General features: G+C 40.5%; 11 protein-coding genes. 8 read left to right on the top strand and 3 right to left on the bottom strand.

The window, feature by feature from the left end:
• The first annotated feature begins 1 nt into the window (after position 1).
• Complete coding sequence (gene fadA / locus B2727_RS15395; RefSeq protein ID WP_004802276.1) at positions 2 to 1174, top strand: acetyl-CoA C-acyltransferase FadA; 1173 nt, start codon at positions 2 to 4, stop codon at positions 1172 to 1174.
• Between the two features lie 168 nt (positions 1175 to 1342).
• Positions 1343 to 1966: a PH domain-containing protein gene (locus B2727_RS15390; RefSeq protein WP_004802274.1), complete on the top strand. Its 624-nt coding sequence runs from the start codon at positions 1343 to 1345 to the stop codon at positions 1964 to 1966.
• A 51-nt stretch (positions 1967 to 2017) separates the two neighbouring features.
• On the opposite strand, the gene B2727_RS15385 is transcribed toward B2727_RS15390, so the two are convergent.
• Positions 2018 to 2524: a hypothetical protein gene (locus B2727_RS15385; protein ID WP_033134017.1), complete on the bottom strand. Its 507-nt coding sequence runs from the start codon at positions 2522 to 2524 to the stop codon at positions 2018 to 2020.
• Between the two features lie 275 nt (positions 2525 to 2799).
• On the opposite strand from B2727_RS15385, the gene B2727_RS15380 reads away from it, so the two are divergent.
• Positions 2800 to 3516, top strand: coding sequence for a hypothetical protein (locus B2727_RS15380; RefSeq protein ID WP_033134027.1), 717 nt, complete (start codon positions 2800 to 2802; stop codon positions 3514 to 3516).
• Between the two features lie 87 nt (positions 3517 to 3603).
• On the top strand, positions 3604 to 4302 hold the full coding sequence (locus B2727_RS15375; RefSeq protein WP_033134018.1) for a hypothetical protein: 699 nt from the start codon (positions 3604 to 3606) through the stop codon (positions 4300 to 4302).
• A gap of 41 nt (positions 4303 to 4343) precedes the next feature.
• On the opposite strand, the gene B2727_RS15370 is transcribed toward B2727_RS15375, so the two are convergent.
• On the bottom strand, positions 4344 to 6149 hold the full coding sequence (locus tag B2727_RS15370; RefSeq protein WP_033134019.1) for an ABC transporter ATP-binding protein: 1806 nt from the start codon (positions 6147 to 6149) through the stop codon (positions 4344 to 4346).
• Between the two features lie 58 nt (positions 6150 to 6207).
• Positions 6208 to 6957: a hypothetical protein gene (locus B2727_RS15365; RefSeq protein WP_033134020.1), complete on the bottom strand. Its 750-nt coding sequence runs from the start codon at positions 6955 to 6957 to the stop codon at positions 6208 to 6210.
• A gap of 177 nt (positions 6958 to 7134) precedes the next feature.
• Here B2727_RS15365 and B2727_RS15360 point away from each other — a divergent pair, with 177 nt between their 5' ends.
• The 4 genes from B2727_RS15360 (at position 7135) to B2727_RS15345 (ending at position 12234) form a co-directional block, all read left to right on the top strand.
• A complete protein-coding gene (locus B2727_RS15360; RefSeq protein ID WP_033134021.1) occupies positions 7135 to 7830 on the top strand; it encodes a DsbA family oxidoreductase in 696 nt (231 codons plus the stop codon).
• Between the two features lie 591 nt (positions 7831 to 8421).
• Positions 8422 to 9843, top strand: coding sequence for a hypothetical protein (locus B2727_RS15355; protein WP_033134022.1), 1422 nt, complete (start codon positions 8422 to 8424; stop codon positions 9841 to 9843).
• A gap of 226 nt (positions 9844 to 10069) precedes the next feature.
• A complete protein-coding gene (locus tag B2727_RS15350) occupies positions 10070 to 11203 on the top strand; it encodes a hypothetical protein (RefSeq protein ID WP_033134023.1) in 1134 nt (377 codons plus the stop codon).
• Between the two features lie 134 nt (positions 11204 to 11337).
• Positions 11338 to 12234 (top strand): hypothetical protein, encoded by an 897-nt coding sequence (locus tag B2727_RS15345; RefSeq protein WP_033134024.1) that lies wholly within the window; start codon positions 11338 to 11340, stop codon positions 12232 to 12234.
• The last annotated feature ends 50 nt before the right edge of the window (positions 12235 to 12284 follow it).

The following is a 12284-nucleotide window of genomic DNA, read 5'->3' as shown; positions in this document are numbered from 1 at the left end:
AATGGCTACTTTAAATCCACGTGACGTTGTGATTGTTGATGGCGTTCGTTCTGCCATGGGCAAATCACGTAACGGTATGTTCCGCAATGTACGTGCCGACAGTTTATCTGCTGAATTAGTACGTGCACTTGTTGCTCGTAACCAGTTTGATACCAACGAAGTTGAAGATGTAATTTGGGGCTGTGTAAACCAAACTTTAGAGCAAGGTATGAACATTGCTCGTAACATTGGTTTATTGGCTGACATTCCAAAAACTGCTGGCGGTCAAACAGTCAACCGTCTTTGTGGTTCTTCAATGCAAGCAATCCACACGGCTGCTGCACAAATTGCAACTAACCAAGGTGATGTATTCATCATTGGTGGCGTTGAGCACATGGGCCACGTCGGTATGATGCATGGCATCGACCTTAACCCAGAAGCATCTAAACACTATGCGAAAGCATCGAACATGATGGGCTTAACCGCTGAAATGTTAGGTCGTATGAATGGTATCTCTCGTGAAGAACAAGATGCGTTCGGTGTTGAGTCTCACCGTCGTGCTTGGGCTGCAACTCAAGAAGGTCGTTTCAAAAACGAAATCGTGGGTGTTGAAGGTCATGATGCTAATGGCTTCAAAATCCTTTGCGACATCGACGAAGTGATTCGTGCTGATGCCAACCTTGAAGCATTCAAAGCATTGAAACCAGTGTTTGATCCTAAAGGTGGTTCAGTAACAGCAGCAACTTCTTCTGCTCTTTCTGACGGTGCATCTGCAATGTTGCTTATGTCTGCTGAACGTGCTCAAGCATTGGGTTTAAAACCACGTGCTGTGATTCGTTCAATGGCAATTGCAGGCTGTGATGCTGCGATCATGGGTTATGGTCCAGTACCAGCAACTCAAAAAGCACTTAAGCGTGCTGGTTTAACGATGGCGGATATCCAAACCATCGAATTAAACGAAGCATTTGCTGCTCAAGGCTTATCAGTCATGAAAGGCTTAGGCGTATATGACAAACAAGACATCATCAACTTGAATGGTGGCGCGATTGCATTGGGTCACCCATTGGGCTGTTCTGGTGCGCGTATCACTACAACCTTGTTGAACGTGATGGAACAACAAGATACACAAATCGGTCTTGCGACCATGTGTATCGGTCTTGGTCAAGGTATCGCGACCATTATCGAACGTGTTTAAGCGACACTAAGATAAAAAGAAAATCCCCGCATTTTGCGGGGATTTTTTTATGCGATCAAAATTCGTTTCATGGTTGTATAGAATTCTTAAAATACAAATGCCCACTGTAGACAGAACAATACACGGCAAATTATGATCGCTATTCCAACAAATAATAAGGTTCTAACAATGTTTAAAAATATGGCAGCCGATCTAATGGGAACCAGTGATATCGGTAAGATTATTGAACCTCAAGATTATGATAAAACTGATATTGATGACTATATTTTCCATGAAGACAATGAAAAAATCTTCTTCCTCATCAAAGCAAAAACGGATGAATACTGCTTTACCAACACCGCATTTATCCATCTAGACGGTACCAGTGCTGTCAGCAAGAAAAGAACCCTAAATCGTTATCCCTACAAACACTATCAAATCAGCCGAGTGCTACTTGAAACCGCAGGAACCATTGATCGCGATGTTGAAATCAAGTTCCAGTTGGGTGGTGCTGCCTATTCGATTGATATTGAGAAAGCTCAAATCGAGAAAGTGCGCGATTTATATAAAGCGTTGTTTAGTATTGGTGAAGCTTGCAAAGAAATTGAACGCCAATACACCACTCTGGTTCAAACACAGCAAGCCGTAAACAGTATGTTCTCGCTGCGTGAGTTGCCAGAACAGGTGTTACTGAATCTACCTGATATTATTTCGCAAACGACCCTGCAAGTTGAAAACAAGTTTACCGAGCGCCGCAAACAAATTGAGGACTATGATTTCTCTGCTATTTTTGAACGCTATCTAAAGCAATAATATAAAAATCCCCGTAATGTGCGGGGATTTTTCTTTATTCAATCCGGTAATTTAATATGGCTGTTTAAAACCTCTAAGCCCATCTTGAATTTGTTGTTGTAATCGCAAAATATCATCGGCATTCAACTTAATCGTACCATTACGAATCCCATCAATATTGTTTCGATTAATATTCAATGGTTCTAGCATTTTAAAAATGCCATTGGTTGGGTCTGAAGACTGTAAACCTGACGCAACAGCAAGAATGTATTGCTGCAAAACCGGCGAATATTGAGATAGATCTGGCTGTGCTGCTGCAGGCTGATAATTAACACTCACAGGGTTTTCACTGACACCCGCATTCTGCATGTCATTATGCATTTTATAGACATAATGCTGTAGCGCCTGACGAACCTGCTTGTCTTCTTGAAAGGGCACAAATCCCACTTCTTCACGTAGCTCAGATTCAGCCATGACCCGAATGGTCGGCAATGAAGTCACTTCATCATTTGCCTGTACGACAGGTATGCCCATAAAAGCCAATGCAGTGATCAGGACAGATCGTTTTAGAAAATTCATCGTTTGCTCCAAACATCCCTCATCCATAAGAAGATAATGAGTTAAATAAAAGCATCTGATAAATAGGCTACAGCAAAGTGATGTTTGATTCAGTAGAGGTCAGATAAACGGTAAATATCAATCAAATTTAAATTCAGGCACAAATGTATTCTGTCACTGCAAGTTTTGGTTAAAGCTCATAAATTAAACTAAAAGTAACTCACTTGAATGTGCGATTCATATTGTTGGAATTTTTGTTTATAGTGACAGTTCGAATCAAATTTAAAAAACAAACAATGAATTTTAAACTATTCAATCAGAAAATATTTAGCTGCTGTTTATTGTCTTGCTTATTTATGACAGGTTGCTCAAGTAATCGAGTTATTGGTGAAACCACACGAGATTTATTCACAAAATATGAATCTGGTCATCAATGGACAACATTAATCGAAGATGACGTAGTTGCCTTTGCTAAACCCTCCATTCCCCTACCCAATGAACCGACGGATAGCATTATCATTGCAGGAAAACAATATAGCTATGTGATTAACAAAGGCGGAGCCGAATTTGTGCAATTGCTTAACCAGCTTAATCCTCAGTATATTCAGATCAGTCGTGATTTAGATTTTATTGCACCCGCGGCTGATAGCAATCGCTTTAGTGGGAAATTTAGATTTGCTTATACTCCTGCAAATGGAAATCTCAGCGAAAAAGAGCAAGCACTATTTAAGCAATATGGTGTAGCTCCCTGTCACTGCATCAACAAACAAGAACCGCATCGTTTTGAATTAAGTCTTGAAGGCACGGTTTATCCTGCGATCAGTACCATTCAATCCCTACAACCACTATCGAAACCATATCACGTTAGAATTCAATATCTTGACTACAAGAGTGGCAAAGTCCCATTATCGACTAAAGAAAAGTTGGCGCATTTGCCACTACTTCCCTTTACACTCACCCTCGATGCAATTGTTTTGCCTTCTAAAGTTCTGGGTGTTATTTATCAACCCTAATATGATCGATCCTCACCATACAATAATGACAACCTTCAATCCAATCTAAGGCGCAGCTCTAAGCTTTAAAATATAAGGAACACATGGATGTTTACATCTCAAAGAAAGACTGTAATCGCACTAGCAACAATAGCAGGACTCGCGACAGGCTGTGCCACTTCAACCCTGATCAAAAAAGACAATCGCTCCTATACCCGTACCGCCAAAGTCACACTGATTGAGGACAATGTGGTGGCTTTTGGCCGTCCTGCTCAAGCAGCTGCCGATTTGCCGAAAGACAGTATCGTGATTGCAGGGCAAAAGAACAGCTATATCCTGACCCAAGGCGGCGCTCAGTTCGTCACTTTAATTGGCAAGCTGGATCCGAAAAATATTCAGATCACGCGTGACCTCAATTTCTATTCAGAAAAGAATGATGGTCATTTTTCAGGAACCTTGCCACTTTCCTATGTGAAGCTGAAAGAAGATTTAAGCAAGAAAGATCTGGAGTTTTTCATTGAAAATGGTGCCAAAGAGTGTTCATCCTCAAGTGATGAGCGCATGCAGGCGCAACGTTTCTGTTTTGATCTTAAATTGAAAGGTGTGGTCTATCCTGCAGCAAACAATCTCAGCTCGTTAAAGCCGTTAAGCAAGGCTTATCAAGTCACCATTTATACCCAGAAAGAAGAAAACTATAAATCTAAATCTGGCTTGAATCCTTTTGAAAAACTGGTACTTCTGCCGTTTGCTGTGGCAATTGATGTGGTGAGTCTGCCGTTCCAAGCCGCAGACAAAATTTTTGATTAACTCTACAAAATAAAGCCTTTTCTAACAGGATGATGAAGTGACTAACTATGCGTTTCCTCTTCATCATCCCCTTCAAAGGTCTTGGAAATCTTTTCAATATTAAGACTCTTCGCCATCGCATCAAAGATGTTCTTATATACCCCTTGTTGCTGATAGAGTTGATGATGCTCACCATGTTCCACGATCATGCCATCCTGCATCACATAGGTATAATCCGCATCAATAATCTGTGACAGACTATGTGAGATGATGATCACGGTACGCCCCTGCTTGATCTCATCCAGACTATGTTTGATCTGCTCGGTTGCAATGGCATCTAGACTTGCAGTCGGTTCATCCAGAAAAATAATCGGGGGATTCTTCAAGAACATGCGTGCAATGGCAATCCTTTGTTGCTGGCCGCCTGAAAGCAATAAGGCATCGGATTGATACGCCAGTGGTAACTTGAGAATCTGCTCATGAATCGAGGCTTTCTTTGCCGCAAGGATGATTTCAGCCTGCGTCGCATCCATCTTGCCGTAGCGAATATTCTCCTCAATTGTGCCCTGAAAAATATGATTCTTTTGCAGGACTAAGCCAATATGATCACGTAGATATTGGGTATCGATCTCGGTCAATGCGCTTCCATTCAGTAGAATTTCACCGGACTGCGGTAAATAGAATTTATCTAATAGACTAATCAAAGTCGATTTCCCCGCACCAGACAAGCCCACCAAAGCCGTGATTTTATTGGGTTGTATGGTGAGGTTGATGTCTTTCAGTGCATGAAAACCATTGGGATAGAAAAAGTTCACCTGCTTGAGTTCAAACTTACCCGTCAGTGGTTGCGGTTTCAGTTCTCCAGAAGTTTCAATTTCATCATCAGCTTCTAAAATTTTGAAAAAGCTTTCTGCATAAATCATCGCATCATTCACTTCATCATAGATGCGATGTAGCGAGCGAATCGGTGCTGAAACATTGTTGAATAACAGAATATGAAACATGATCATACCGATGCTCATATCACCAACCAGAACAAAATAGGCCGTTAAAATAATAATAAAGACCACGCCGATCTGTTCAATAAAGGTTTTTAAGCCATCAAATAGAAAACTGAGTTGGCGGGTTCGCATCTGATCATCGGTCAGTTGTTTTTGCAAAGTCAGCTGTTTTTCCGCCTCAATTTGCTCACGGTTAAAGGACTTAATCACCGTGATCGACTGAATGATACTTAACGTCCCCTGACTTTTACGTTCGCGACCATCACGTAAATTACGTCGTGTACCACTGAGTTTCTGCGCCTGCTTAAAGGTAATCCAGAAATAAATTGGTACAATGCTTAACGCCACTAAGCCAATCCAGAAGTTGGCATAGAACATCAGACACAGGGCGATGATGGCACTACTAAATAATGGAAAAATATCAATAAAAAAGATTTGCACCAATCGGGTAATTGACCCAATTCCTCGATCAATCCGAGTCTGTAATTTTCCTGCTTGGTTATCATCTTGGGTAAAGAAGGCCAGACGATATTGTAGAAATTTCACGATGATCGACTGTGCGACATCTTGTGAAATCAAAATCCGTAATTTCTCGCCAAAGAACTTTTGTCCAAACTGAAGAAAAATATTCAGTACTTCTTTGCTCAATAAAATCACACTGATGGTGAGCAGAATATGCCAGCCTGCATTTAAGCCCTGCCCTGACTCCACCACCGCATTGATCTGATCAACTGCATACTGCAAGGTGAGTGCATTGACCTGTGCAGTTAATGCACCAATCAAAGTCAGTACCAGTGTCACTGCAACCAGCCACTTATAGGGAAGCACAAATGGTTTTACTTTATGAAACAGCTGCCATAAATTCATATTCTTGAGGTCTACCTCTTCATTACATCTAGGCTGAAAGCTACCTGATCTATCTTAATTACAGTTCTTCTTCTAAAACCTCAGCATTATTTTGTTTAATCTTCTCCATCTTGGCATTCAGCTTTAACACATCTTGATAGAGTGTGTTGAATTTTTTCACTTGAGCGGTCTCACGGAACAAGATCATTTTATCCTTCCTTTGCCACTGATATTTTTTCAGCATATCGAACATGGCTTGGGCCTTTTCAATGATTTGCTGCTCAATCGGGAAAATATCATGCGCTTTATCCGCTTTTAGATTATTCTCCAATTTGGCTTGGAGCGAACTTCTCATTTCATTCTGGATTGCCAGACTTTTTGCCTGCTGCATAGAACTGATCTGGATTTGTTGCCGTGCCTGCTCATATTCAGCAGATGCTTTACGCACCTGCATAAACATCTGATCAGTGTCCTTATAGTTCTGCTTGCGGTCCTGATCCAGACGCTCAACATCTAAAAAGGTATCCCAATTGGCGGCTTTGAGTTCACGTAAATAATGATTACGGGCTTCTACATTTTGCATCCAGTAGTTCAGAAGAAACTCAGACATCAATTTATAATCGCCAGATAAGCGATCATCATGAATATTCAGTTGTACTGGGGTCGACCAGTCTTGTGCCTGATCATAAAGTTCGCGCATTTTCTCAGACATAACCACCTCAAACATCTGCTGATTATTGATGGCACGCTGTTTCAGGCTATGCTGATAAAAGAAAAATGAACCAATACAAAGGACTACAATAGTCACAAAGATTAAAAAACGGCGCATATTGCCTCCAAGTATAATTATATTTTTTATGTTCTGAATCTGAGTTTAATTGATAAAACACATGCAGTTATAGTCCTTTTTATTTCACTTCTCGTAACGGAGCATTACATTTTCATCGCTTTAAATTCTACACGTTCGCCCCTATTATCTGTTTAACGAGAATTGAAGAGATCCACCATGCGTGTAGATATTTGGTCAGATGTGGTCTGTCCGTTTTGCTATATTGGTAAAAAACGTCTTGAACATGTTGCCCAAGAAGCGGGTATTGAATTAGACATTCACTGGCATAGTTTTGAACTGGATCCAAATGCACCTGCTAAACACGACACCTCAAATACTGAACGCTTAGCCAAAAAGTATGGTCGTAGTTATGCTGAAATGGAAGAAATGGAACGTAATGTTGCAGCCATGGCCGCAGTAGAAGGTATCGACTTTCAATGGCAGAAAGCCAATTCAGGCAATAGCTTCAATGCACACCGCATTATTCACCTTGCACAAAGTAAGGGTTTGGGAAATGAAGCGAAAGAAGCATTCTTCCATGCTTACATGACTGAAGGTCTTGCGATTGGTGAGCGTGAAGTGGTTGAAGAAATTGCCTCACGTATCGGTCTAGACAATGCCGAAGTGGAATATGTACTGGACTCGGATGAACTTGCAGATTTTGTGCGTCATGATGAGCAAATTGCCCATGAACAACTCAAAGTGACTGGCGTACCATTCTTTGTCTTTGATCAAAAACTGGCACTTTCAGGTGCGCAACCTCGTGAGATTTTCTTACAGGCGATGCAGCAAGCACAGTCAGAATCAACTGAAGAAATTGAGCAAACCGATGCAGTTCAATGTAATGATGATCAATGCGAAATTAAGCCTTAAGCTTGATTAAGCCTAAAACCGTTTTCACCTCCGTATGAAAGCGGTTTTTTAATCTTTAAATTTTTACATTCCCTTTTTGTTTCAGTCTTTTATCTTTGAATAAATACCGTTTGTCGACAGTCATAATTATTTCAATAATGACATATTTTTATTTGCTGAGCTTTTCACCAAGAGATATGTGAAAGTGATCACAACTCATCCATAAATTTATAGATAATTTTTTATCTTATGATCTATTTATTCGATTCATTATTTTAAAATGTTTTTATTTTCAAAGAGAAACCATGATCTATATCTCGATTTAGAATACGTAAATGAGATTTTATACTAACTTGACCGCTATAGATTTTACCTCCTTTTCTTCTATAATCGTCATAAAGTGACAATCTTTTGTGATGAAAATGTTGAGTGGTGATCTCTTTTAACACAGGTCAAATTACAAATAGATCCGAAGATCAACGCACTTGTCACACGTATAAGACAGCATACTTTATCGACTATAACTGATTACAACCTGTTTGAAATTGCTGTCACTTTGTCCTAATTCATGATTTAAAAACAGGCTCAAGCCTATCTCTAAGGAAACAATCGATGGACGTATTAGAGAAAGCACTCTTGGTTGATGAGCTCAAAACCCTCGTCGACGGGCTGAATGATGATAAAACATCACTTTTTGAAATTGCTAAGTCAAAACAACGCATCAAAGACATTTGCGCATCTTGCGACGATCCTAATTTTCAGGATCAGCTCAGCCCATTTAAAGAATTTATTCTGAATGAAGAATTCTCTGCCGATGACTTAGCGCTTTATGGCTATACCTTGACTTACCGCGGTACTTATAACTTTATGGGACGCGTAGAAAATGCCTTGTTTGCTTCGGCAGATATGGGCTGGGCCGCATTACGTCAAGCACAGCATTGGCAAGTTTGGGTGATTCGCCCTGCACTGTCATTCCTGAAAAGCCCTTGGCTCAACTCATCTAAAGATGCCTTACAATGGTTACAGAGCCATGCCAGTGAGTATGTTAAAACAGACTACGAATTACAGAATTTAATCCCAATATTAGAACCCATTCAAGCTGATGATACTGAAAAAGCTGCAAATAAAGATAGCCTATCCATTATTAAGGAACAAACAGCTCAGTTTAAGTCACAACTCGATGCCATTATTCAAGAAAAAATTCAACCGGCTCAGATCACACCTTCTGCTCAAGCTACAGCACGTGTTAAACCGAGTTTTAGACAAAGTCCTGTTGCTTCTGCAAATCTTAACAAGGCCAAACCCTTGGCATTGAATGATTTTAGTTTAGATGGCTTACTCTGTAGATTGGAGCGGATTGATGCACGTACCTTTCCATCGCTATATCGGGTCGATCTGCATAACGAGATCGATCAGAATATAAAAATTGATTGGCTCTATCTCAAAGCAGAGAATGAAGCCCAACCACTTTGGGGATCAGCACAAATTTTTATTGCTGAGCAACTTTACGCACAAGGCCAATTTTCACATTACGTGGTCTTAGTCGGAACTCATAGTGTTGAATATGCAACCACGATTTTACAGGCCTATACCGATCAACGTCATACGCGAACCAGTTCTATTCATCAAACCAGCTGGAATAATTTTAAACAACATTATCATCAACATGAGACTTTGTTTAATGAGTGCATTATGAATGGCACTTTGGTCTGGCAGCGTGATCAACGTGTCTATCCATATATTCCAGCATCCTTTATTAATATACAGAAATTCATTCCCTTTGATGAGACTGCTGCGACCTTCTTTACGCCCGTGATTTTGCTACGAGAGCGTCAAAAAATACGTGTCATCCATGGCTTAGAGCGTGTGAAGTTGTCCAATGAAGATCAAGCCTATCCATATCTACTACTCGATCGTACCGATGGCTATACATGGCAGCTGATTCGTCAAGTCATTAGCCGTTTACCGCAACCCATTTCGGTACATGATCTTTATCAGGCACTCGAAAATAGCGCTCTGCCTGAATCATCTTAAACAAGGCATAGCTATACTTTTTAATTCAGGTTGTCTTATGCTGTGACTCGACTATTGGCTGTTTTTTCCAAAAGGATTTGGATCAGCTAGTCTACTTTTATTTCACTAAGCCCTTATGATTTCTAGCATTTTTATACAGCTAAATTGCTGCTTTTTGTTTCTAATACTTGATTTTATCGCCTCAATCATCAAAAGTTAACATAAGAACAATATATAAGCCTTCATTATGAATAATTTACAGCAAATGGTACCAACACGTATCTTTTTTGCTTTGCTAACACTTTCACTGGGTACGTTGAGTGTTACCAACGCAGAAACCAACGCTCAAAACCAACAGCCGAATTCTGCTACGAATGCGACCACAGTAAATAGCGATGAGAATGCATTGGACTATATTCCACGCTGGGTCGATGCCACGCCAACAATTTTTCCTGCACAATCCAATCAATCCACAGTCCCAGCGACTGCCGAAACTGAAGACAAAACTTGGGCGGATAAAAAACAACGCAGTATCCGCGAATGGGCGGATCGTACTTCGGTCAAAATTGATGATTGGTTTGGCGATGTCGATCCTGAAAATCCGGCTTCAGCTACTATCCGAGTGATGCTGGATAATTACTGGAACGAACATGATGGTTATGAAGTCAAGCCACGTATTCGCGGTAAAATTAAATTACCAACCTTAGAAAAAAAAGTCAGTGTGGTGTTTGGTGATGACTCTTTAGACGACGAGTTTAAAAATAACGTTGCCAATACCAATAACCAGCCCAATTCAGATCCGGATAAAAAGTTTGACTCCAAACAAACCCGAGACAGTAACGGCTCCTTAGCCTTACGTTGGTCAAATTTTTCCAAGAAGCTGCCTTTTGAAACCGATGCTGACCTTGGTATCCGTTCAGGCAGTGATATTTATGCCCGTCTAAGAGCGGAAAAACATTGGGATCTACGCAATGATTTCCGCTTTAATGCAGAACAAATTTATCGCTATGGCAGCAAAAGTGAAAATTATCTGCGCACCAATTTAGAGTTGATCCACGCGCGTCCGAATCAACCCTTTATCTCCAATCAGTTCAGTTTGACCTACGCGGACAAGCAGGATGATGATCTATGGTGGGATAACCGTCTTTTCCGTCAACACCAGTTCTTTGCGCATAATAACTTCAATTATGGCATTTATACTGGTGGCTATTACAACAAAGATGAACTCCGTTTAAACAGTTGGGGACCTTTCGTGTCTTGGCGACAACCGCTTTGGCGTGAGTGGTTCTATGTACAAGGCGATCTGAATTATTTTAATGATCATCGCGAAGACCGTAATCATTTTGTCAGTACATTCGTTCGGCTCGAGACTTTATTCTAGTACTGAAATGATCTGTCATGATGCCCAGTTGGAATTCCAATTGGGCATTTTTATTTAAAAAAATGAAGTCCAGTAAATAAATGATTAAGCTTAAACTGCTATGCTTGTTTTCTTTTATTTTTCTTCACTTTAACATGGATCAACGATACGCTTTGGCTGTGTATTTATTGATTGTAGGCAATCTCTGCCTCGGTGAGCTACTTACACCCTTCTTTCCAATGTTCTTACCGCTCAGCCGGCATTTCACCCGCACATCACATGTATTTTTAGATCAAAAGACCTGGCATCCTTACACTCAAAAACAAGCCACAAAAACGCTTGCTTGTGATGTTGCAACAGAAAGGCCTGAAGATCAGCTCAGTGATGCACAACTAAGTCAGGAATTAATGGCCGTTTTTGGTGAAGACTCATTATGGCAACGTGCACAACAGCCGCCACTCCTAAAAAAGCTTGGTAAAACCAGCAAGCATCCACCGCATAAAAATATCAATACGCCCAATCCCGTCAGCGCGAGCTGGAGTACGATTTCAAGCTGGTTACCCTTTAACAATGATCTGGACTTAGGTTCGAACTCCAATACTGATATTTATGTGCAATTTCTTGCCAAGAAGCAATGGAACTTACATTCAGGACTGAATCTGGATACGGCACAAATCTTTCGTTATGGCTCAAGCAGTAAAAACTATGCCGAAACCAACCTAAATTTAACCCAAAAGTTTCAGCAACAGGCACTATTGTCGACTCAATTCAATCTGTCGAAGACCCAAGATGAAGACTACACTTGGCGAAATCGGACTTTCCAAAAATTGCATTTGCTCTCCAACGATAACCTCAGCTATGGCATTGTTAGTGAAGGTGATTATGAAAAGAAAGAACTCCGAGTCAATCAATGGGGACCTTATTTTTCTTGGAAACGTCCGATTTGGCGTAACTGGCTGTATATGCAAAATGATTTGAATTATTTAAATGTTCCGGCCGATAAACAGGACAATCATTTCAGCTATCAAATGAGCTTTGAAGCTCACTTCTGATGAAAATAACAACACCACTGTGGATAACTTTAAAGTTATCCATACACATA

This window comes from Acinetobacter sp. UBA991 (assembly GCF_002292065.1).
Taxonomy (GTDB): domain Bacteria; phylum Pseudomonadota; class Gammaproteobacteria; order Pseudomonadales; family Moraxellaceae; genus Acinetobacter; species Acinetobacter higginsii.
Note: the sequence above shows the minus strand (reverse complement) of the source record. Positions and strands in the feature narration are given on the sequence as shown.